At 32.9% G+C, this 23391-nt stretch carries 20 protein-coding genes, 8 pseudogenes and 1 other annotated feature; of the genes and pseudogenes, 8 read left to right on the top strand and 20 right to left on the bottom strand.

Features of this window, described 5'->3' with window-relative positions; all coding sequences use genetic code 11:
* Positions 1–264: 264 nt before the first annotated feature.
* A pseudogene (locus tag PL321_RS10765) lies at positions 265–1428 on the top strand (dicarboxylate/amino acid:cation symporter); the annotation flags it as partial.
* On the opposite strand, the gene PL321_RS10760 reads toward PL321_RS10765, so the two are convergent.
* From PL321_RS10760 to PL321_RS21380, 3 genes and pseudogenes are all read right to left on the bottom strand, one after another.
* Entirely contained in the window at positions 1313–1669 is a 357-nt protein-coding gene (locus PL321_RS10760) for a MoaD/ThiS family protein (protein WP_273962024.1), read from the bottom strand. The pseudogene PL321_RS10765 and the gene PL321_RS10760 sit on opposite strands and share 116 nt — an antisense overlap.
* Before the next feature lie 13 nt (positions 1670–1682).
* Positions 1683–3477 (bottom strand): annotated as a pseudogene (locus PL321_RS10755) (aldehyde ferredoxin oxidoreductase family protein).
* Between the two features lie 153 nt (positions 3478–3630).
* Positions 3631–5487, bottom strand: a pseudogene (locus PL321_RS21380) (sigma-54-dependent Fis family transcriptional regulator).
* 94 nt (positions 5488–5581) lie between these two features.
* Here PL321_RS21380 and PL321_RS10730 point away from each other — a divergent pair.
* Positions 5582–5965 carry a YaiI/YqxD family protein gene (locus tag PL321_RS10730; RefSeq protein ID WP_273962021.1) on the top strand — a complete coding sequence of 128 codons (384 nt, stop codon included), beginning with the start codon at positions 5582–5584 and terminating at the stop codon, positions 5963–5965.
* A 63-nt stretch (positions 5966–6028) separates the two neighbouring features.
* Here PL321_RS10730 and PL321_RS10725 read toward each other — a convergent pair.
* From PL321_RS10725 to PL321_RS10675, 11 genes and pseudogenes are all read right to left on the bottom strand, one after another.
* A pseudogene (locus tag PL321_RS10725) lies at positions 6029–7270 on the bottom strand (competence/damage-inducible protein A).
* Positions 7271–7321: 51 nt separating this feature from the next.
* On the bottom strand, positions 7322–7822 hold the full coding sequence (locus PL321_RS10720; RefSeq protein WP_273962020.1) for a hypothetical protein: 501 nt from the start codon (positions 7820–7822) through the stop codon (positions 7322–7324).
* Positions 7823–7974: 152 nt separating this feature from the next.
* Complete coding sequence (locus PL321_RS10715) at positions 7975–8307, bottom strand: hypothetical protein (protein ID WP_273962019.1); 333 nt, start codon at positions 8305–8307, stop codon at positions 7975–7977.
* Positions 8308–8495: 188 nt separating this feature from the next.
* Entirely contained in the window at positions 8496–8654 is a 159-nt protein-coding gene (locus tag PL321_RS10710; protein ID WP_273962018.1) for a hypothetical protein, read from the bottom strand.
* Positions 8655–8804: 150 nt separating this feature from the next.
* The gene (locus PL321_RS10705) at positions 8805–9167 is read right to left on the bottom strand and encodes a hypothetical protein (RefSeq protein ID WP_273962017.1); all 363 of its coding nucleotides are present in this window, start codon (positions 9165–9167) and stop codon (positions 8805–8807) included.
* A 251-nt stretch (positions 9168–9418) separates the two neighbouring features.
* Positions 9419–9622, bottom strand: a complete 204-nt coding sequence (locus PL321_RS10700) for a hypothetical protein (RefSeq protein WP_273962016.1) — start codon at positions 9620–9622, stop codon at positions 9419–9421.
* A 196-nt stretch (positions 9623–9818) separates the two neighbouring features.
* Positions 9819–11195: pseudogene (locus PL321_RS10695) on the bottom strand (IS1380 family transposase).
* A 344-nt stretch (positions 11196–11539) separates the two neighbouring features.
* Positions 11540–11779: a hypothetical protein gene (locus PL321_RS10690; RefSeq protein WP_273962015.1), complete on the bottom strand. Its 240-nt coding sequence runs from the start codon at positions 11777–11779 to the stop codon at positions 11540–11542.
* A 76-nt stretch (positions 11780–11855) separates the two neighbouring features.
* Positions 11856–12773: pseudogene (locus PL321_RS10685) on the bottom strand (branched-chain amino acid transport system II carrier protein).
* Between the two features lies 1 nt (position 12774).
* Positions 12775–13089 carry a branched-chain amino acid transport system II carrier protein gene (locus tag PL321_RS10680; RefSeq protein WP_273962014.1) on the bottom strand — a complete coding sequence of 105 codons (315 nt, stop codon included), beginning with the start codon at positions 13087–13089 and terminating at the stop codon, positions 12775–12777.
* Between the two features lie 360 nt (positions 13090–13449).
* Positions 13450–13749, bottom strand: coding sequence for a hypothetical protein (locus PL321_RS10675; RefSeq protein ID WP_273962013.1), 300 nt, complete (start codon positions 13747–13749; stop codon positions 13450–13452).
* A gap of 130 nt (positions 13750–13879) precedes the next feature.
* Here PL321_RS10675 and PL321_RS10670 point away from each other — a divergent pair, with 130 nt between their 5' ends.
* Complete coding sequence (locus tag PL321_RS10670) at positions 13880–15658, top strand: BMP family ABC transporter substrate-binding protein (RefSeq protein ID WP_273962012.1); 1779 nt, start codon at positions 13880–13882, stop codon at positions 15656–15658.
* Positions 15655–15795 carry a hypothetical protein gene (locus PL321_RS10665; RefSeq protein ID WP_273962011.1) on the top strand — a complete coding sequence of 47 codons (141 nt, stop codon included), beginning with the start codon at positions 15655–15657 and terminating at the stop codon, positions 15793–15795. Before PL321_RS10670 ends, PL321_RS10665 begins: the two co-directional genes overlap by 4 nt.
* A gap of 65 nt (positions 15796–15860) precedes the next feature.
* On the opposite strand, the gene PL321_RS10660 is transcribed toward PL321_RS10665, so the two are convergent.
* Entirely contained in the window at positions 15861–16448 is a 588-nt protein-coding gene (locus PL321_RS10660) for a metallophosphoesterase family protein (protein WP_273962010.1), read from the bottom strand.
* A 169-nt stretch (positions 16449–16617) separates the two neighbouring features.
* Positions 16618–16849: a binding site (T-box leader), on the top strand.
* Between the two features lie 27 nt (positions 16850–16876).
* Here PL321_RS10660 and trpS point away from each other — a divergent pair.
* Together trpS and PL321_RS10650 are read left to right on the top strand one after the other, a co-directional pair.
* Positions 16877–17892, top strand: a pseudogene (trpS, locus tag PL321_RS10655) (tryptophan--tRNA ligase).
* A 262-nt stretch (positions 17893–18154) separates the two neighbouring features.
* On the top strand, positions 18155–19201 hold the full coding sequence (locus tag PL321_RS10650) for an ABC transporter substrate-binding protein (protein ID WP_273962009.1): 1047 nt from the start codon (positions 18155–18157) through the stop codon (positions 19199–19201).
* 55 nt (positions 19202–19256) lie between these two features.
* On the opposite strand, the gene PL321_RS10645 is transcribed toward PL321_RS10650, so the two are convergent.
* From PL321_RS10645 to PL321_RS10625, 5 genes and pseudogenes are all read right to left on the bottom strand, one after another.
* Positions 19257–19988 carry a TPM domain-containing protein gene (locus PL321_RS10645; protein WP_273962008.1) on the bottom strand — a complete coding sequence of 244 codons (732 nt, stop codon included), beginning with the start codon at positions 19986–19988 and terminating at the stop codon, positions 19257–19259.
* A 62-nt stretch (positions 19989–20050) separates the two neighbouring features.
* Entirely contained in the window at positions 20051–20611 is a 561-nt protein-coding gene (locus PL321_RS10640) for a LemA family protein (protein WP_273962007.1), read from the bottom strand.
* Positions 20612–20729: 118 nt separating this feature from the next.
* Positions 20730–21206 (bottom strand): TIGR03943 family putative permease subunit, encoded by a 477-nt coding sequence (locus PL321_RS10635; RefSeq protein WP_273962006.1) that lies wholly within the window; start codon positions 21204–21206, stop codon positions 20730–20732.
* A complete protein-coding gene (locus tag PL321_RS10630) occupies positions 21197–21430 on the bottom strand; it encodes a hypothetical protein (RefSeq protein ID WP_273962005.1) in 234 nt (77 codons plus the stop codon). Before PL321_RS10630 ends, PL321_RS10635 begins: the two co-directional genes overlap by 10 nt.
* 78 nt (positions 21431–21508) lie before the next feature.
* Positions 21509–22266, bottom strand: a pseudogene (locus tag PL321_RS10625) (permease).
* Between PL321_RS10625 and PL321_RS10620 the strand changes: the two are divergent.
* Positions 22235–22390, top strand: coding sequence for a hypothetical protein (locus tag PL321_RS10620; protein WP_273962004.1), 156 nt, complete (start codon positions 22235–22237; stop codon positions 22388–22390). The pseudogene PL321_RS10625 and the gene PL321_RS10620 overlap by 32 nt on opposite strands.
* Before the next feature lie 485 nt (positions 22391–22875).
* The gene (locus PL321_RS10615) at positions 22876–23259 is read left to right on the top strand and encodes a polysaccharide deacetylase family protein (protein WP_273962003.1); all 384 of its coding nucleotides are present in this window, start codon (positions 22876–22878) and stop codon (positions 23257–23259) included.
* Positions 23260–23391 lie beyond the last annotated feature (132 nt).

Below are 23391 nucleotides of genomic sequence, written 5' to 3'. Positions count from 1 at the left end.
AAACTTTAGGGGTATGTAGAAAAATTTATTAAAATATTTAAGTTTTTCTTTTTGATTAAATTGTGCGATTTTTGAAATTTATTGTAGTTATTCTTTCATATTATTCTGTCTAATTTACCAAATTTAGGACATTATACTCCTAAATTGCATTTTTACCCTCTAAAACTACATTATTATATATTTTTCTTATTTTTATAATTGACTTAATTTTAAATATTCAGTAAAATGTATGTATAAAACTTAATAATTTAGGAGGGATAAAATGAAAAACTTGGACTTGTTCCACGACTCATTATTGCAATCATACTTGGTATTTTAATCGGTAAGTTTACCTTCGAACCTGTAGTAAGACTTCTTGCTACATTTAATGCTATCTTTGGTAGCTTCCTTGGATTCTGTATACCTCTTATAATATTAGGATTTGTTGTTGCAGGTATCGCAGACCTTGGACAAGGTGCTGGAAAGCTACTTGGACTTACAACAGCAATTGCATATATCTCTACATTAATTGCTGGTTTCTTTGCATACTTTGTTGCAAAGTCATTTTTCCCACTATTTATTCACACTGCTGAGGTTTTAAGCGATGCTGGCAATCCAGAGGACAAGCTATTGGCACCTTTCTTTAAAATTGATATGCCCCCTGTTATGGGAGTTATGACAGCACTTATACTTGCCTTCCTACTTGGACTTGGAATTGCAGCAATAAAGGAAAAACATTATATAATATAGCAAGTGAATTCCAAAAGATTATGGAAAAACTATAAGAAACGTTATAGTTCCACTTCTACCTGTTCACATTATGGGTATATTTGCAAATATGACTTATGCTGGTGAAGTTGGAAGAATCCTTGGAGTATTCTGGAAGGTATTTTTAATCATTATAGCTGCACACCTTATAATAATACTTTTCCAATATACTATTGCTTGTTCAGTTGGAAAGAAAAATATATTTACAACATTAAAGAAGGAAATACCAGGATACCTTACAGCAATAGGTACACAATCATCAGCTGCTACAATACCTGTAAATCTACAATGTTCTGAAAATATGGGAGTTTCAAAGGGAATAAGAGAGTTTGTTGTTCCACTTTGTGCAACTATACACCTATCAGGAAGTACAATAACTCTAACATCCTGTGCAATTGCAGTTATGATGCTAAATAATATGCCTGTTGAATTCTCAAAGATGGTTGGATTTATTGCTATGCTTGGTGTGACAATGGTTGCTGCACCTGGAGTTCCTGGAGGAGCTGTTATGGCGGCACTTGGAATACTTCAATCAATGCTTGATTCTCTGAAGCACAACTTGCACTTATGATTGCTTTATATATAACTCAAGACAGCTTTGGTACAGCTTGTAACGTATCAGGAGACAATGCAATTGCAATTTTAGTAGATAGTCTTTATAAAGGAGAAAAGAAGGAGTAGGAAATCCTGCTCCTTCTTTATCCCCACCAACGGGTGGAAATATTGATACTACATCTCCATCCATAAGCTCCTTTTCAAAGTCTGCATCCTGTCCGTTTATAAGAAGAATTTTTACGTCATCTAAACTGATATTTAGCATATAAAGTACATCTTTTGCCTTTATTCCTTCCTTTAAGTCATAAACTTTATCCTTATCTCGCCCCTCTCTTAAGGTAGCAAACAGCTTTACTCTGATTTTCATCTATACCATCCTTTTATAATCCTAAGTTTGTAAGTTTCTCCTTTGTTGGTATTCCCTTTTCGTCCCAACCGCGAACCTCATAGTACTTTGGTAGAAGTTCTGATAGTCTGTGAACACTGCCCTTTGATGGCCCACCTGGTATAGGTTCCTCAAGCAGTCTCTTTGGAAGTGTATCTTGACTTGGGTCGATTCCTGCATCTAAGTTAAACATCCTCTCAAGGTTGTATATCCTATCCCCTGCCTCAAGTATGCTGTCTTTATCATAGTCAAATCCACAGGTCGCATCAAACAGCTTTGCATAATCCTCTGCACCAAGGGCAAAGGAGGTAAATAGACACATACCTAAGGAATCGATAACAGCGGTTAAATCCTGGAATATCTTTACCCATTCTGCCTTATTTTCAAGAGAGTTTCTATCAAGCTTTTCTGGAAGACCTAAAATTTCAGGGAAATCATATATCCTCTAACGTGGCATCCACCTCTATTACTTGTTGCATACTCAAGGCCGTGTCCTTGGATAGCTCTTGGGTCGTAGGCTGGAAGTTCTTGTTTTTTAACTGACATTGAAAGTTCAGGAACTCCATACATTTCACACAATCTATAGGAGCCCTCTGCTAATTTATCTCCAAATCCTTCACGCAGTCCCATCTTCTTAGTCCATTCAATTATTGCCTCCTTGTTTCCAAACTTAAGTGGAGTTCCGTCAACTTCATCATCCTTTATAAGTCCCTTTTCGTATAGTTCCATTGCGGCTGCTATTGTTGCACCTGTTGAAATTGTGTCTAATCCATATTCGTTACATAGGTGGTTTGCTACAAATATCGCCTGGATGTCATCTATACCGCAATCTGCTCCAAAGGCCCATAGAGTTTCGTATTCTGGTCCTCCTGCCTCCATATTTAAATCCTCTATCTTAACCCATCTACCACAGGCAATTGGACAACGGTAGCAGGGGTTCTTTCTTACAAGATGCTTATCAGTCATAGTTTCGCCGCTTATGTTGTCTGCCTTTTCAAAATAGGATTCTTTAAAATTATTTGTTGGGAAAACACCGTTTTCATTTATTATATTTACCAAAACTGCTGTACCATAAGTTGGAAGTCCCTGTCCTGTTACTCCATTATCTCTTAACTTCTTTATACAATCTTGAACTATCTGCTTCATTTCATCTTCATCGGAATAGTCAACCTTACCTGTTCCCTTTACAACTATTCCCTTTAGATTCTTTGAACCCATTACAGCACCAACGCCAGAACGTCCTGCCGCTCTATCATAATCATTTATAACAGCTGCAATTTTTGATAGTTTTTCACCTGCAGGCCCAATACATAAAACCCCTGCCTTTTCCTTTGAAACCTTTTTAAGTTCATCTGTTGTTTCAGATACAACCCTACCCCAAAGGTGTGAAGCGTCCCTTATTTCAACTAAATCGTCTTCTATGAATAAGTAAACTGGATTTTCTGCTCTTCCTTCTATTATTATTGCATCATAACCTGCATTTTTAAGCTCTGCACCAAAGAAACCTCCAGAGTTAGAACAAGCAATTGTTCCTGTTAAAGGAGATTTTGTTACGACCATATATCTTCCACCTGTTGGAGCCATTGTTCCTGTAAGAGGACCTGTTGCTATAATTAACTTGTTCTTTTCATCAAAGGGTTCAACCTTTGCCCCAACTTCATCATAGTAGAGCTTTGTTGCAAGGCCTCTTCCTCCTATAAATTTTTTAGCAAGTTCTTTGTCTAAACTCTCTTTTTAATCTCTCCTGTTGTTAAGTTTACCCTAAGTAATGTTCCCCTGTAGCCAAACATATAAAAACCTCCCTTCAAAATAAGTTTCTGTTTGAAACTTAATATAAATAAAGCAAGGTTAATGCCAAATCATCAACCCTGCTTTATTGTAGATTGTGTTCTATTATAGGTCATATTTGTTATATAACACCTGTTCAAAAGTGGAACTTTGTTCTATTTTGGAACAGTTAAATCTATGTTTAAATCCTTTATCTTTCTGTATAATGTATTTCTTCCTATACCTAAGGCCTTTGCTGCCTTTGTCACATTAAAGTCAAAATGTCTTAAGGTGTTTTGAATGTGCTTTTTCTCTACATCAATTAAGGTCCTTGGGGTAAAACTTTGAACATCCTTTGTATCCATTTCCTTTAGATTCTTTGGTATGTGGCCTATGTTAATCACATACTCTACATAGTTTTCAAGCTCCCTTATGTTTCCTGGCCAATCGTAGGAAATTAGCCTTTGCATCTCAGCTTCGTCTATAATTACTGGCTTTTTATTTAGGCGTTTAGAGAGTCTGTCCATAAAATATTTTATAAGGTAGGGAATGTCGTCCCTGCGTTCGCGAAGGGGCATAATATATAATGGAAGTACATTTAATCTATAATAAAGGTCGCTTCTAAACCTTCCCTCCTCAACAAGCCTTTTTAAATCCTTATTAGTGGCTGCTATTATTCTTACATCTACATACTTTGGTACAGTTCCTCCAATTTTAACGATAACCCCCTCCTCTATAACCCTAAGGAGCTTAACCTGCATATCAAGAGGCATATCGCCAATTTCGTCTAAAAGATTGTACCTCCGTTTGCCTGCTGAAACTTACCTTCATATCCTCCACGCCTTGCACCTGTAAAGGAGCCCTCCTCATATCCAAACAGTTCCGACTCTATCAGGTTTGTTGGAATTGCTGCACAGTTTACCGCAACAAAGGGTTTTTCACTTCTTTTGCTGTAGTTGTGGATAGATTGGGCAAAGACCTCCTTACCCGTTCCACTCTCTCCAAGAATTAATATAGTTGATTTGCTGTCTGATATTTTTTTGCGTATTCTACGGTGGCTTTAAAGTTTTCGTTCTGCCCTATTACCTTGTCAAAGGTGTATATTGCCTTTGAGGAGGATATTTTGTCTATAAGTTTTCTTTCTTTTTTATCTCTTTAAATACACATACATACTCGTGTTCTCCTGATGTGTAGATAGGATAAATGCTTAAGGTTAGGGATAGTTTGTCTGCATCTGCCTTAACATAAACCTCCTGATCCTTTATCTCTCTTTCCTTTAAAAGCTTCTTTTTATATCTTCATAATCATAAATCAAATCCCCAATATTTATGGTTTCTTTTTTATATTAAAAAGACTTTTAAATATGCTGTTGTAGTAGCTAATATTTCCATCTTCACTACAGGCACAAATTCCTGCTTCAATAGAATTGAATATTCTTTCTATGTACCTTTTTGATTTATTTATCTCCTCAAGATAACCTTCGCTTTCAATTACCCTCTCTATTGCAAAGGCTGCTGCCACAACCATACCAAGTGTGTGGGGATGGACATTTTCACTATAGCCTGTAATATCAAGGCAACCTACTATTTCTCCCTCTTTGTTTCTAATAGGTGCTGCAGAACAGGTCCATTTGTGATAGGCATATATATAGTGTTCATCCTTTGAAACCTGAACTGGCCTTTTTCCTTAAGTGCAGTACCCATTGCATTTGTTCCTATTGCCTCCTCCGACATAAAGGCACCTGGAATCATTTTTAGTTCAAAGGCCTCCATCAGGATGTTCTGGTCTCCTAAAATGTTTAAGATACACCCCTCCTCATCTGTTAAGATTAAAAAGAAGTCATAGCCCTTAACAAAATCATAGAGCATATTCATAAAGGGTATAGCTGCTAAAATAAGCTTTCTTTTTCTTATGAGCCTATCGTTTAGCTCCTTTTGACTTAAAAGGATTCTGCTGTACTTTAGATTTTTATCTAAACTAAGTTTTTGGCATCTTTCGTGAGACCTTTTTATGTAGCTTTTATCCCTGTTCATATAAATCCCCCTATAAATTTTTATACCGTAGGTTAAAATTATTTGTTACAATTATACATATAATTTTATTAAACAGAAATTTTTGGAGGGTGTTATGCGGATTTTGGTGGATGCTGATGCGTGTCCTGTAAAGGATATAATTGTTAAGGTTGCAAAGGAGTATAAGCTTGATGTTTTAATGTTTATGGATACATCCCATATTATAGATGATGGATATTCAAAGAACATTATAGTGGGAAAAGGACGTGATTCTGTGGATTTTGCCCTTGTAAATGAAGCAAAGCAGGGCGATATTGTTGTAACGCAGGATTACGGTGTTGCTGCGATGGTTCTATCTAAGGGAACCTTTGCAATAAACCAAAATGGTCTGATTTTTACAAACCAGAACATAGATTCACTTTTAATGCAAAGATATGTAAACTACAAAGTAAGGGAAAGCGGCGGTAAAATTTGCAATCATAAAAAAGAACCCATATAAACAACTTGAATTTTGAAAAAGCCTAAGGAAGATAATTGAACAGAATCTATTGAGATGATTGGACTATTTTCCAATCATCTCAACTATAAGTTCTCTTCTTAAAAAGTCTAAAAGTTCCTTTGTTGCCCTATCTCTTATCTTTTGCCTATCGCCTGTAAGTTTAAGTTCCTTAAAGGTCTTATATCCCTTTATATATACACCTAAATACACAAGACCAACTGGTTTTTTACTTGTTCCTCCTGAGGGACCTGCAATTCCGGTTGTAGATATTCCTATGTCTGCACCTGAAGTTTTTGCAACGCCTTCAGCCATTTCAATTGCAGTTTGATAGCTAACTGCACCGTGCTGTTTTAGAGTCTCTTCGCTTACACTGAGCCTTCTTTGTTTTGCATCATTGCTGTAGGTTACAACGCCCTCTAATAAAACCTTTGATATTCCAGGATAGTTTACTAATTTTGCACAGACTAACCCTCCAGTGCAGGATTCTGCAACTGCTATGGTTAAGTTTTTATTTATAAGTAGCTTTGCTACTGCCTCCTCTAATGTTTCATCATCCTCTGCATATATGTTTATTCCAAAAATATCTTTAAACCTTTCATATACAGGCTTTATTAGATTTTGAGCCTCCTCTTCACTTTTTGCCTTTGCAGTTATTCTAAAGTGTACCTCTCCATTTTTGGCATAGGGTGCAACCGTTGGGTTTTTGCTGTTTATCAGGTCAAGGACCATCTCCTCTGCCTGGGACTCTCCTATTCCCATTATCTTTAAAGTTTTTGAAACAATAACATATCCGCTCTTTTCCTTTAAATATGGGAATACGTATTTTTCAAACATAGGCTCAAGTTCCATAGGTGGCCCTGGAAGAAGTATATATATCTTATCATCAACTTCACACAAAAGGCCTGGTGCTGTACCCCACTCGTTGTTTAAAACCTTTGCACCCTCTATTACATAGGCCTGTTTTTGCTGCTCTCAGTTGCTGGCCTTCTTATCTTTTTAAAGTATTCTTCTATATGCCTATATACGCCTTCATTGTAAATAAGCTTTTTATTTAGGTGTTCTGCAACTGTTTCTCTTGTTAAATCGTCCTGTGTTGGTCCAAGCCCTCCACATAGTATTATTATATCTGCTCTATTTTGTAATTTCAAGCTGTGAAAGCAACCTTTCCCTGTTATCACCAACAACGGATTGGAATATATGGTCAATTCCAAGGACTGCCAACTTCTCTGCTATAAAGGCTGCATTTGTATTTATTATGTTTCCTAAGAGAAGTTCTGTGCCGACACATATTAGTTCTGCCTTCATAATACCACCTCATTTACCCTCTAAAAAGGTTTAGTAATTTATATTTTAAAGTCATCCTCTTTTTGTATTATTTACTATTATACTCCATTTTACTGGAATACTTAAATGCAAATTATCAAAGGTTTCCTTTATTTTTATGTCAAAATAATCTAAATCCTTACTTTTAAAGGTTGTAAGTTCATTTATTATTGCTTCTTCAATTTCTGTGTTTTTATCTTCTCTATTTAAAAGTCTGTATTTTGGTTCTATGTAGTATAGGTAGTAGACAATAAAGCTTGCAAGTATATCTTTGTAACTTAATTCCATTCTATTTATTTTAATAAATTCAAAATAGGTCAATAGGTCCTCTTCATCATAGAAAAGGTCAAATAGTGCCCTGTGGTATTCAAAATTTGTTAAGTATCTACCTACCTTATAGAGGAGAATGTTTCTGTGTTTTATGCTGGTTTCTATGTCGTATTCTCTAATTACACATTTTATTTCTTCAATTAGTTCCCCAAAGTCTCCCTCTTTAAAGTCATCTATTAGGTAGATTACATCTAAAAAGGACATATCAATCTTTGTTTTAATATCTCTTTTTGTTTTAATGCCCCTTACCTGTTCAACAAGTTACTTATGCTGAAGGTAGTTTTCAAGGGTAATGCCAAGTTCGAAGGTTTCTACTATCTTAACCTCTGCCTCTTTGTTTATTGTGTAGGGCGTGTTTATAATATATTCAAATAAGAGCTTTTTGCTTCTTGGAATCTCTCTTGCCTATTTAGGCTTTTAAAGTGCTCAATTATTATTTTTCCTAAATATTCCTTTGTATATTCAATAAAATAATCTAATATTTCTTTTCTATACTGTTCAAAGTATTCTATTGGGTTTTCACTTTCCTCAAGCCCTCTTTTAAAAAGGTTAAAGGCTAACTCCTTTTTGTCTGAATCTATCAATCTCCTATTTATGCTTCTTTTAACCTCAATGTCTTCTATTTTATATAGTTCATATAATTTATTTTCTATAATAGAATTTGCTGTGCGACCTTCTACATCAATCATAAAGCTTAAGGTAAAATCTAAGTCTGGTTCTATTTTATCTAATATATATTTTACAATTCCTTCGCTTATACCTTGTTCTAATATTTTATTAAAGCCATCTATGTTTTTAAGCTGTGTATAGGAAAAACCTGAACTTAAGGCACAGGATACTGCAATATATAGGGCAAGTTCCTTTGCCGTATCAAGTCCTATAAAATCCTCAACAAATTTAAAAAGGTTTTATCAAGTACATAGGTTTTAAAATATGGTTTTTCTTTATTTAGTTCTAATATTTCTTCAAAAATATGAACTGCACTATAAATATCTGAGGTTTCCTTTAGAATATTAAAGTAGCTTCTATAAAACATAGAGACTATTCTGTCGTATACTCCTTTTTGTGTTCAACATCCTTAAAGATAAAGATGAAAAATTTTTCAAAAATATCGTAGGTTATTTTGCTAAAAGAGAGTCAAGGGAGTTTATATAGTTTTCTATAAAGGCTTGTCTTTCATCTAATTTTATATAATCAAAAGGAATTTTAGTGCCTCCTTTATAGTTTGGGCATCATTTATTAAATTAGGAACATTTAAAATAAGAAAAAGGTTGTAGCTGTCATTTAACCCTTCCTCCAGCTGGTCGTAGGTAAAATATTCCATAAAATTCATATAGGTGCGGTATATCTTTTTTGAGGCAAATATACCTGAGTCTATGAATTTTACGTAGGATGTGTTTGCTGAAAGCTGAGGTTTTATACCTCTTTTAAAATCGAAAATATAGGTAGAATTGTCTTCATTTTTATTATGTATGTGTAGCTTTACATCTCCTTTAAAATATGGGTTTGTCGTAAAGGTTATATTTTTGAGGAGCTTAAGGTAAAACAATAGTATACTGCTTCTATCCATTTTATTTGATTTAAAACTTCGTCTACTATGGTTATTTTTTCACCCTTTATTAGAAGATAGACCATATCCTTTATGCTTCTATCTTTTCTTGACTTTAAAAACTCCTCTGCCTCATCAAGGTTTAAGTTTCCGTCTATTTCTCTTTTTAAATTTTCTATGTCTTGAGCCTTTTTATGAATATGTCCTTTTGAATTAAATTAAGAGGATTTGTATTTTTTCATCCATTACAACTATATGAAGTGCATTTTTTCATCTATTAAAAGGGATTTTACTAATACATAATCTTTAGAGTCTAATTTAAAGTAGGTATAGGTATCCCCTGTCGTTTTCTCCTCTAAATTAAATAAATCTACTATTTTGTTTAGTGTATCTTTCTCTATTTCATCCTTATATATATATCCCTTTTCTTCAACATATACGGCGTGTCTTAGCATTTTTATTCCCCAGAAATTATTAAACTTGAATTCGGCAAGTAAATTTTAAAAAGTTTCTACTTGCCATTTTTGTTTTCTTTATGAATAAATTTACATTTATTATGATATTTTATACCGTTAGGTCTTTTTTGAGTATACTTAATAAACCCAAATAACATTTGGATTTTTAAGGGAATTTATTGTTTTTATTTTACTATTAAGTATAAACTGTTATCATTTTTCTACTAAAAATATGTATTTGTTTTTGAATATGAGTAATGATTTTTTCTAATAAGCAATTATTTGAAAAACTTAAATATCTATAATATTTGCTGCCGCAAACATTACCACAAACTCTATAAAATATTCTTCTTAATGTACTAATTTCATGATGTTGTACTTCCTTAGGCATGATTGCTTGTTTAAACCAGTTATGAATGTTATATGCTATCATTTTTATTAAAAGGTACAATTCATTGCATTTATGATTTACTAAACTATTTTCGCTAAAGGCATAGCCTTCTTTTATTTCATCTATATTATTTTCAACATCACATCGTTGATTATAATCTTGAAATATTTCTTCAGGTGTTAAATAATTTATATTTGTTACTATTGCTTGATATTTATATTTACATTCTTCGAACATTAACTGATTCATATTTTTTGGAATAATTTTTTCTCTTATAATCACAAATCTTCTTGCTCTTTGCCATTTAGGCAATGGAACTGTAATTTCTGTAACAGATAAAGTAGAACTTATATCGTGCCATATATAATCCTTTGGATTATTATTTATAAAATCTATTATCATTTTAACAGTAGAATACATTTTACATTTAACAACATATTCTATTCCATTATCTTCAAAATATAAAAAGTTTTCTTCATCAAAAACCTCTATCAAGTCTAACTCTTTTAAGAATATATCTTGAAGGAAGCTGGTTTACACAACTCTTAAAGAAATCTAAAAATTTATAATTACTATGGTGTCTACCATTTTCAAGAGTAATGTTAAGTAATTCATCAGTTCCTGAAATAAACCCAACTTTTTCTTTAAATGATGGTCTTCCATTGTACCTTGGATTATATCCTATTCCTGATTTTTCTTGATTACCAAAGATAGTTATAACAGTATCATCAATATTAATACAAACCTCGCGTACATCTTCAGTTGAAGACTTTAAGTCAAGTATTTTTTATTTATAGTTCTTAATTCTTCTAAAGTTTCTGTTGGTAAAGCTTTTAAGAGATCTCTACATACTTTTTCACTGGGTAATTTATCTACACCTTTAAACTTTTTATATCCTTCATCATTTCTTAATGTTTCAATGTGCATAAATCTTGAGAAACCAAGAATATTTGCATCAATCATGTATTCTATAATTTCTGCAGTATTAAAAGTAGAATTAGCGGCCTTCTTATAGGTTACGCCTTTTTCTAAAATAGTTGGTAATCCTATTATTTGTTTAAAGGATTCCACATAAGAAAAAGTTGCTACAGAAGTAACTTTGGTATCATTAAATTTTGCTTTCATGTTCAAAAATCTAATTTTCTTCTTTAAATTTTTTTGATTTTGTTGTAAACTATCCATAGAAATCACCCTTTTGTGTTTTAGTTTTGCAATTATATTTTAACACTTAAAAGGGATGATTTCTTTTAATTTTTTGAACAAAAATCCTTTAATTCCAATGTCTTTCGGCATTACTTGCCGAATACAAGTTAAAATAATTGTTAATAATAATATACTATAAAACAATTAGTAAAGAAAAGATTTTTGTTAAAACATAGAGAAATAAAGATTTGTATAAAAAGGAGGCTGTTTAAGAAGTCAAGATAAAATTAGCCTCCTGAAGGATTTCCTTGGCATTCCTTCAAGAGGCCAATTCAAAATCAAAGCACACATAGGTTATTAACACAAGCCACAGGTAAAAAGGCTTATGAATTTATAAGTGCTACAATTCCTCCAACAAGTATTAGATAGAAGATAACAATTAATAGCACTGTATCAAAGCTTTTATTTTCATATGCCCTTAAGCAGAATTTTAGGCACATAAAGGTTGATAACCCGATTAACAACAAATAATATCCCCATATTCCAACAAGCTTTATTATTATCCCTGCAATAAACCTAAACACTGTGAATTTAGGCATTACAGGTGGTAAAGGTATCTGCAACTCCTCCAACCCCTTATTTAGTTTTAGTTATTAGCTCCCTGCTTTTTTGAGAAGAATAATGGTATTATAAAACCTATTATAGCAGGTACAATCCAAGCAAAACTTGCACTTGCAAAGGAAGTTTTGCAACTAGTGCTTGTACTCCCTTTAAGTTTATACCTATTGCTGCAAGTCCGTCAACTATGCTTATTATAAGTGTTATATATACTGCACCTGCATAGCAGTTTTTGTTCTTTATAAATTCATCAAATATATTTAATATAATTAGAACTATAACAACTGGATAAACAGTAACAAGTAGTGGAACTGCAAGCTTTACTATCTTTTCAACTCCAAAGTTTGATACAACTGCACTAAATATAGTAACTACTGTTACTACCAACTTGTAGCTTAGTTTATTGTTAGTTAAACCTGAGAAGAACTCTCCTGCTGTTGCTGTAAGCCCAACTGATGTTGTGAGGCAGGCAAAACCTACTGCAACTCCTAATGCTACTTTACCAAATGTTCCAAGAAGTTTTTCTGTTATCATAATTGTAAGTTGAGTTTTTGATATATCAGCATTTGCAACTCCTGATGCTGTTGCACCAAGATACATAAGTCCTCAATACACAAGAAGTAGACCTGCTGCTGCAATTACACCTGAAAGAAGTGTAAGTTTTATTTGATCCTTTGTGTCCTTATAGCCCTTTGCAACTACACTTGCTATTACTATTCCTGCAAACACTGTTGAAGCAAGTGCGTCCATTGTTTGATATCCTTCTGCAAAGGATTTTGAGAAGGGATTTTGTATTCCTGTTTCAATTGGTGTTCCTATTGGTGTAGTTATTCCCTTAAATATTATTATTGCAAGCATTGTTAAAAGTACTGGAGTTAATATTTTACCTATTTTATCTACAACAGATGATGGATTAATTACAAGGTATAGATTAATTGCAAAATAGATTGCTGTAACAATTATAGGGCTCACACCTGGAAATAGTGGCTTTATTGCCATTTCATAAGTTGTAGCACTCAGTTCTTGGTATAGCAAGAAGTGGTCCTATTGCAAGCATTATTATTATTCCAAGGCCTTTGCTAAAGTTTGTCCCCACTTTACCTGCAAAGTTTTCAAACTTACCGTCATTTTTAGACATAACTATAATTCCTATTAGAGGTAAACCTATTCCTGTTAGAAGGAATCCTATTAAAGATATAAACCATTTATCCCCTGATATAAGTCCAATGTAGGGTGGGAATATAAGGTTACCTGCTCCAAAGAACATTGCAAATAGTGCTAGTCCAATAACCAGAACATCTTGAAATCTTTTCATATTCGTAACCTCCTTGATAAAATTGTAAAAATATTATAAATATTTTAATAATATTTTTATATTTTTAATTATAATGGGATAACCTCATAATTGCAAGAAAAATAATATAGTATTTTTAGTAATTAGTGTATTCAATTTACTGTTTGTTAATCTATTAACATAGCACATTAAAATCACTGCCTTTGCACATAATAAAGGTAAGGTGGTGATGTTATGGGCTTCTATAAAGAAGATGAAAAATATTACGATGAAGAAACCTACAGAAATTACCTTGAGAAAAAGAACAATTTATGGAACGAACCAAAGAAGCCTTAAGAAACATTTTTAAAAGGTAAATTTTAAGCAGGAGATTTCTCCTGCTTATCTATTGTTTAGATAAACATTTAGGTTTCTTTTTATTTCTTCTAATAATTCATCTGCAACTTCTATATTATACATATTTCCTTCAATTTGTGAAGCTATATTTTTATAACCTCTGCTTTTTAAAAAGCCTTCTATGTCTTTTATATCTTCTCCTTGGCTTAAAAGAGTCTTGTTGCCAACGTAGTCTCCATTTACATATATTCTGTAGGTATCGTGTTCCTGTTTTAAGTCATAATAATTTGTAAAGGGTGCAAAGGGAAACACGTACATTCCCTGCCTCCATCTTTCGTCCATCATATCACCTCTTTTTATTTTATTTTTCCACAAAAGATATTTTTTAATAGTAAATTAATATTTTCTTTGCTATTTTTTTTAAATATTGTAGAATATAATATAAACTATAGTTTGACTTTTAAGGGTGATGTAGATGAAAAACAATATTATTAATGAGGCAAGAGAACATTATTCTGCTGCAAGGCGTATGGCTGTTAAAGAATACAATAAATATGCCTCCAAAGGGGAATCAGGATATCTCCCATCCCTTGAGGGTATTGTTAAAAATACAGATATAGTTTCAGAAGTTAATCTTGGGCTTATTGAAATACCTTTAAAGAAGGTTGTTGGAACATATTCTTATCTTCGTAGTTTATCCTTTGCAAGGAACTTTATGCCTCTATTGAATGAAAATACAGAGATGCAGACAAAGTGGGTAAATCTTTGTGCTGCCCATCTTGAAGAAGGCATTAGAGACCCTATTAAGGTTTATGAATATTTAAACTGGTTTTATGTAGTTGAAGGCAATAAAAGAGTTAGTGTTTTAAAATACTTTGATGCCTATTCCATACACGCAAATGTAACAAGAATTATACCAAAGTATGATGAAAATAACCACGATATAAAGATTTATTATGAGTTCTTAAATTTCAATAAAATAACGGGACTTAACACAATATACTTTAGTAAGAAAAATAGATTTAACAGGCTTTTAAATGCTATAGATAAAATTGATATAGATTCTGAAGACTTTAAAGAAGATAGATATAAGTATTTCGAACGAAATATTTATATCCCCTTTAGAGAAATATATTTATCATTAGGCGGCGGAAATATACCCATAACAACTGGAGATGCTCTATTTGAATATTTTAAACTCTATGGACTACCCTTTATTAATACCTCAAGGGATGAAGTAACCCAGAGGATAAGGCTTCTTATTCCAGAACTTAAGTCCTTATCAAATGTTGACTATGCAAACCTTCAAACCTCTCCTCTTGAGGTTAGGGAAAACCTGATTCAAACCTTAAGTACCTTTGTAATACCTAAAAAGAAACTAAAGGTTCTATTTGCCTATGCTAATACAATTGAATCATCTGGATGGACCTATGCCCACGAACTTGGAAGACAGCATATAGAAGAAGTATTAAAGGAACAGGTCGTTACTGAATATGTTGAAAATGTACCCTTAGACGAAGGTGCCTATAATGTATTTAAGGATCTTGCTGAGGTTGGATACGACGTGATATTCACAACAAGTCCTATATATCATAAGGAGACTTTAAAATGTGCACTTGAGTATCCTAATATTAAGTTTTTTAATTGTTCGGAGTTTTCACCCTATACACAGGTTAACAATTACTTTGGTAGAACCTATGAACCAAGGTTTTTAACAGGAATTATTGCAGGGGCACTTACTAAAAATAACAAGATAGGATATGTAGCAACAACGCCAAGCCACGAAGTAATTAGTTCTATAAACGCATTTTCTCTTGGAGCAAAGCTTGTAAATCCATATTCTAAGGTTTATGTCTCCTGGACTGGTGAATGGCATAAAAATGATAAGTACGAAGATGCAAATAAAAAATTAATAGACCTTGGAGTTGACATTATATCCAATATGACTATAGATGTAAATCATCCTGTGACAAAGATGTTTGGAGTTTACTCAATGTTAACTTCAATAAATGAAGAGACTAAACAACCTGAAAAATACTATGCTGCACCTATTTGGAGATGGGGAGTTTTCTACGAAAAAATACTAAAGAGCGTACTAAACGAACAATCCAAAAATATTGCAGATATATTTACAGGAACAAATAAATCCTATAATTTCTGGTGGGGAATTGATGCAGGAGTCTTAGATATATACTACTCTAAAAATGCAGTTCCACAGGAGACTCAAAAGCTTGTTGAGTTTATGAAAAAATGATAGCAGATGGCATCTACAACCCCTTCACAGGCCCTATATACGACAACAAAGGTATGCTAAGGATTGAAGAAGGAGATGCTGCAACCTACGAACAGATACTTTCGATGAAGTGGTATGTGGATAATGTGATAATATAAAACCACCCAGGTGAAATGTATTTCCAATAAATGGGTTATTTCACATTTCACCTGGGTGGCACTTTTTAGTATTCAAATATATGGTATCTGTATCCATTTATTATTGTCGTCTCATTGTAGTTTATTATCCTTGCACCATTTGCATAATTTAAATGCTGGTGACCGTGAAGGAAATATTTGGGCTTGTACTTATCAAGAAGTTTTCTAAATACCTTAAAGCCAGTATGTACTATATCAGGGGCGTCCCCTAAACCATAGGCTGGTGTATGGGTTACCAAAATATCAATTCCTCCATACCACCAAATTTTCGGAATTAGCCTTTGTACTCTCTTCTCCATCTGTTTTTCTGTATATTGAAATTCCTTCCCATTATATAGAGGGCTTCCACCTATTCCTAATATTCTTACCCCATTAAAGACAACTAATTTATCATCTATACATATACATCCATCAGGTGGATTATTAATATATGTTCTATCGTGGTTTCCGTGAACATAATATAAAGGTGCATTTATCATAGTTACTAAAAAGGATAGGTAATCTGCCTTTAAGTCCCCACAGGATATTATTAAATCTATATCATTAAATTTTGATTTATCAAAATGGTCCCATATGTAGGTCGATTCTTTATCTGAAACAACAAGTATCTTCACTTTTGTCCCTCTTTTCTTATGTAGTCTAAAATATTATACCATAATATTTGCAAAAGTTAATAGATATGAAATATTTGTTATATTTTTTAATTTTTATATATAGAAAATTTTATAAAATACTTGTAAGCTATGTATTTTTTGCATATAATAAAATAATAAAAACAAAAAGATAAATCCAATGACAGGAAGCAAGTAAGCATATGGGATGTTCAAAGAGAGCTGCTGGTGGTGGAAATGCAGTAACTTACCATAGGCCGAATGGGTCCTTGAGGATTTGGGTGAACTTACAGTAGCCTAAAACGCAGGCTCTGCGTTAAAGGAGCAGGATATGTTAGTATCCTTCAAAGGAGAAGCTTTTGCTTCTTGAAATAGGTGGTACCGCGTAGTATTACGCCCTATGCTTTGGCATAGGGCTTTTATTTTTATATATTCGAAAGGAGGATTTCTATGGAAGACCAAAAAAGGTATTGTTTAGTGGAATTAAACCCTCTGGTGAATTAACCTTAGGTAACTATTTAGGTGCTATAAAAAATTGGGTAAAGCTTCAGGAAGAGTATGATTCTTACTTTTGTGTTGTTGACCTTCACGCAATCACAGTAAAGCAGGAACCAAAGGATTTAAGGGCTCGTACACTTCAAATTCTTGCAACATACATAGCATCTGGAATCGACCCAGATAAGTGTACTTTATTCATACAATCCCACGTTCCTGCCCACAGCGAGGCACAATGGCTGCTAAACTGCTTTACCTATATGGGAGAACTAAGCAGAATGACTCAATACAAGGATAAGTCTCAAAAACTTGGTGAGAGCATTAGTGCAGGTCTTTTTAACTACCCAGTACTTATGGCGGCAGACATACTTTTATATAATACTGACCTTGTTCCTGTAGGAAAGGACCAAAAGCAGCACCTTGAACTTGCAAGGGACATTGCTATTAGATTTAATAACCTATACAGCCCAACCTTTAAGGTTCCAGAGGCATATATACCAGAGGCTGGTGCAAAGATAATGGACCTTCAAAATCCTGAAAAGAAGATGTCAAAGTCAGAGGATAATCCAAACGGATACATATTAATAAACGACTCTCCTGATGTAATTAGAAAAAGATATCAAGGGCTGTAACAGATACAGTTGGAGTTATTAATTATACTGATGAACAGCCAGGAATAAAGAATTTAATAAATATTATTTCTGCAATAACAGGAAGAAAGCCTGAGGATATAGTTTCTGGCTATGAAGGGCAAGGTTATGCAAAGCTAAAGCAGGATGTTGCTGAAATTGTAATTGAGGAGTTAAAGCCAATACAGGATAAAGTAAATCAGCTTTTATCAGATAAGTCTTACCTTGAGTCTATCTACAAAAAAGGTGCCGAAAAGGCAAACTATGTTGCAAATAAGACTTTAAGAAAGATGCAAAGAAAAATAGGATTTATACAGCTATAAAAGGTGCCGCTTATGCAGCATCTTTTTATAGGTTTTGGTAATAATGTATTGACTTATATTTACAGTGTAGTATAATTATATTTGTTTAGTAATAGTAAACTAAAATTTTAATATAATAGTAAAGGGTGTATAAATAGAGAGTAGGTACAAAATAAGAAATAAACATCAATTTGTTAATGCATTATATTTCAAATAAATTTTTTAACTACTCTTTTTATTAACCCATTAAGTTTAAAAAACAAATTAAAGGAGATGAGATTAATTGAAAAAACTTAGTAAATTAATAGCTATTTTTCTAATTATGCTATCAGTGCTCCCATTTACCTCTTGTTCAAAGGACAAAAAGGTAACGCTTAATGTATATAATTGGGGAGACTATATTGATGAATCTGTAATATCTGAATTTGAAAATAAATACGGAATAAAGGTAAACTATGAGACCTTTGCAACTAACGAAGATATGTACGTTAAAATTAAGGCTGGAGGAACTGCCTTTGATGTTGCAATACCTTCAGATTATATGATTTCAAAAATGATTAAGGAAGGTATGCTTGAAAAAATTGATTTTTCTAATGTTCCAAACTACAAATTCATCGATGAAAGATTTAAAGGACTTGATTTTGACCCAAATAATGAATACTCAGTACCCTATATGTGGGGTGTTGTAGGAATAGTTTATAACAAGAAAATGGTATCAGACCCTGTTGACAGCTGGGATATACTTTGGAATGAAAAATATAAAAAACAAATACTTATGCTGGATAGCCAAAGAGAATCTATAGGAGTTGCACTCCAAAAGCTTGGGTATTCTTTAAATACAACAGATAAGGATAAATTAGAACAAGCAAAAGAAGAACTTATAAAACAAAAGCCACTTGTGCTTGCATACGTTGGAGATGAGATAAAGGATAAGATGATATCAGGAGAAGCTGCACTTGCCATAGCTTGGGCAGGCGATGCTGTATTTATGAAGCAGCAAAATCCTGATTTAGAATTTGCAGTACCAAAGGAAGGAAGTAATCTTTTTGTTGACTGTATGGTAATACCAAAAACTTCAAAGCATAAAAAGGAAGCTGAAATGTTTATAAACTTTATGTGCGAAACAGAAATAGCAAAGAAAAACACAGAATATATAGGTTATTCTACTCCTCATAAGGAGGCATATAAGCTGCTTGATGAAGAAACAAGAAATGATAAAACTGCATATCCAGATGAAGATGTTTTAAGTAGGTGCGAAGTATATAAGGATTTATCAGATATGCTGAAGGAATACGATAGAATTTGGACAGAAGTAAAGGCTGCAAAATAAAATAAGTAACGTGCCACCCAGGTGAAAAGTAACATTCACCTGGGTGGCACTTTTGTTACCATCTACCAGAGGAACCTCCTCCACCTGAAGAACCTCCTCCAAAGCCTCCAAAGCCACCGCCAGAGGAGCCTCCACCAAAGCCACCAAAACCTCCGCCTCGTGGCCCTCTCCTGTTATTAGAACTTGCTAATATATATAGTATTGTTCTTAAAAGTGTCCATCTAAAAAATACTCCATCTAAACCTAATAAAATTAATATAATTAGTATTATATAAAAGGAATCCCCTTCTACTGCTTTACCACTTCTAATAGGCTTAATGTCTTTATCTAAGGATTCAAGTTCAACACCATATTCCTTTGCAACCTCTATGCATAGTGCCTGATATCCAAGGAGTATTCCCTTTGAATAGTCACCCTGCTTAAAATAAGGAAGAATGTACTCATCTCTTATTCTCCCTGTTTTACCATCAGGAAGTGCCCCCTCAAGACCATATCCTACTTCAATTCTCATACTTCTATCTTTAACGGCAACAAGTAAAAGAACTCCATTATCCTTACCCTTTTGTCCAATTCCCCATCTTCTAAAAAGTTCATTGGCATATTCCTCGATGCTTAAATCATCTGTTGAATCTATCGTTACAACTGTAATCTCTGCACCTGTTTTTGTATATAGTTCGCTTCCAAGTTGGAGTATCTTATGATTTACTATTGGATCTATGATATTAGCATAATCGTTGAAATATTTATACTCTGTAGGCTGTGGAAATTTTGGGGCTGCAAGAGACACTATGCTTAAAAAAATATAAATAAAATGCTTAGGGGAAGGATTTTTTCTTCATAAAATCCCCCTTAGAATTTAACTTCTGGTGGATTTTGTGCATTTGGGGTTGCCTCAAAATATTGTTTTTCGCTAAAACCAAATAATCTTGCCATTATTACTGTTGGGAATCTCTTAACCTTAACATTATATTCTTTAACGGCAGCATTATAGTCGCGTCTTGCAACAGCAATTCTGTTTTCTGTTCCTGCAAGTTCATCCATAAGCTGTCTAAAGTTTGCGTCTGATTTTAAATTAGGATAGTTTTCCACAACAACTAAAAGTCTTGAAAGTGCTGTATTTAGTTCATTGTTTGCAGCCGCCTGCTCCTGTGGAGTCTTTGCTCCTGCAAGCTTTGCCCTTGCATCTGTTATAGACTGAATTACTTCCCTTTCCTGCTTTGCATATCCCTTTACTGTTTCAACCAAGTTAGGTATTAGATCTGCTCTTCTTTGAAGCTGATTTTGTATCTGGCTGTAGGATTCCTTTGTCTTTTGGTCTAAGGAAACAAGTCCATTGTAGCTTCCTACACCCCAAAATATTATTAGAACTACTACTGCTATTGCTATAATTTTACCATTTATCTTTCCCATATATTTACCTCCCTTAATTAGTGTTTGTTATAGTATTACATATTTTTTGATTATTTCAAATTCTAATTTTGTTAATTTATTAATTATACAAACTTTATTGACCTCTTTTATTTAAAATTTATGGATAAATATACTCTTCCTTTGGTTTTTCTATTAATTTAACGCTTTTTGACCTTATTATTGGTATTATATCGCCGTTGTATACTCCCTTATTTATTACTCCTTCAACTCTAACCCATTCATTTTCCTTTACATTATAATCCCCTTCAACCATAAGTCCTATTATTTGTGCATCGGCTGCACAGCAAGTAATAAGCATTCTTGCAACAACAAACTGATTTTTATTAAAACTTTTATCTTTAAATACAAAGCCCTCTATTTTTATTTCTCTTTCCTGATATTTATCTAAATTTCGTTGAAGCTCATCTAAAACATCTAAATAGTTTTTGTTGTTAACATCTATTAATCCATCCTTTATTATTTCTCCTGTTAATTTAAAGGGAATTGTTAAATTTACCTCCTTGTTTTGTGCAATGTTCCGTGATGCATTTTCAAACTGATAGGTACCTGCTATAAAAACAAAAATTATAAACATAAAATATGGAAAAACTCTAATTTTATGATGGTGATGATGTTTCTCTTTAAAAGCTTATATATTTCGAATAAAAACAAAACAAAGAGCATAATGGAGGCAAATATGCTGTATATATAAAGTCTTGGATGAAGAAAATAAAATATTTTACCTGTTGTATTTAAAAAGGTTATTATTATAAAAAGTAAAAACAATATACCTGCCCATAATATGTTCTCTACCTTCATACCTTCACCTCAACATTATTGATGTATTTAAGAGTGTGCCAACTAATATACAAATTAAAAATATTAAAAGAATAAGCTCTACTGCAAATCTCTTTTAAAGGAGGAAAACAATACAAGAGTATTTTTAATATCTATCATAGGTCCAAGGATTAGAAATGTAATAAGGGAGCCTACTGTAAACTGCTGAATAAAGGTTCTTGCTATAAATGCATCTGCCTCAGAACATAAGGATATAACATATGCAAAAATACCCATAGCAATGACAGATAGGAAGCTGTCTGTAGAATAATTTATTATGGCAAATCGAAGATTTGAAGTCTGTATTATTGCCGAAATTAAGGCTCCAAAAATCAAAAACTTTCCTATATCCAAAAATTCGTGACTTGTATGGTCAAATATTTCATAAAGTTTTGATTTATGCTGGTGGGAATGACCGCAGGAACAGTGGTGGTGTTCTACTGTAGTTTTTAGGACATTCCTATCGCCTTCAAGATACCATAAAAGAAGGCCTATTAAAACAGATACAGCAACACCAAAACCTACACGAAATGCCACCATATATTTCATATCGTAAAAGGCGTTGTATGTAGAGAGGATTACAACTGGATTTATAATTGGACAAGCAAGCATAAAGGTTATTGCAACATAGCTTGGGACTCCTTTTTGATAAGCCTTCTGACTACAGGTATTATTCCACATTCACATATAGGAATAAAAAGGCCAAGTAAGGATGCTGTAAATATTGCAACTACCCTGTTTTTAGGTATTAATCTTTTTATTGTTGCATCCGATACAAAAACCTGAATGGCTGCAGATATAAAAGAGCCTAAAAGTATAAAGGGTATTGCCTCAAGTATAATACTTATAAATACTGCTGAAAAGGAATTAAAGTATTCTACATTCAGTTTTAAAACCCTAAAACCTAATAAATTTAATGAAAGTACAATAAAAAAGAAGTAGTAAAAATTTTAATAAGCTATGCTTTGATTCTTTAAGATGTTCCATAATACTCCTCCCTGATAAAACTAAATTCTTTAAAAAATAGGCTTTAATTTATACTGATACACATACTAAATTATATTAAGTTAATATACGGTATATACTATTATTATTGATTCTTGCAAGTTATTTGGTGTTTACAAACATAAAAGCTGCTATGTATGTATAGACCCTTGAAGGATTCCCTTTAGCTTTTTATAAGCTTAAGTAAATGCCATCTTTAAACTTTGAAAAAGTCCGTAACTTGGCACTGTATATACCAAGCTGTGCACTCCTCACAAATGATGACATAGGAAGAATAGGACATTTAAAACAAAGAAAATCCAACACTTGATTAACTAAATAAAGGAATACCAAAAAATCCCTTCAAGGTGACAATCTTATTATAGCTTTTTCATCAGCCTCAATACTTACAATAAGCATAATAAACTTTAGGAGATGATTATGTGAAAAATAAAGTGCTATCTATTCTATCCTTCTTATTGACAGGAATTATTCTGTATACTCTTTCTAACCTTCAGGCAACCTATAGAGCAGCTATTGATGATTCATCAAAAGTAAAAACAGTTTATCTTACCTTTGATGATGGCCCAAGTTATAAAATTACAAATCAGATTTTAGATGTTTTAAAACAAAAGGAAGTTAAGGCTACCTTCTTTTTAATTGGGAATAAAGTTGAAGAAAGAAAAGAGGTAGTAAAAAGAATATATTATGAAGGACATTCTATTGGTCTACACTCTTATACACATAAAATGAAACAAATATATAAAAGTGAAGACAATTTTATAGAGGAAATGAAAAAACAGAAGATGCAATATATAATGTTATAGGAATTAGACCCAAAATTATTAGGTTTCCTGGTGGAAGCATTGGACACCTTGATGAGAAGTTTCATAAGAAATTAAAAGATTTAGGATATAGGGTATTTGATTGGAATGCAAGAATATCAGATGGATATGTAC

The sequence above is a fragment of the Caloramator sp. mosi_1 genome (assembly GCF_028622835.1).
Lineage (GTDB): Bacteria > Bacillota > Clostridia > Clostridiales > Caloramatoraceae > Thermobrachium.
This window is presented reverse-complemented; position numbering and strand designations above follow the sequence as displayed.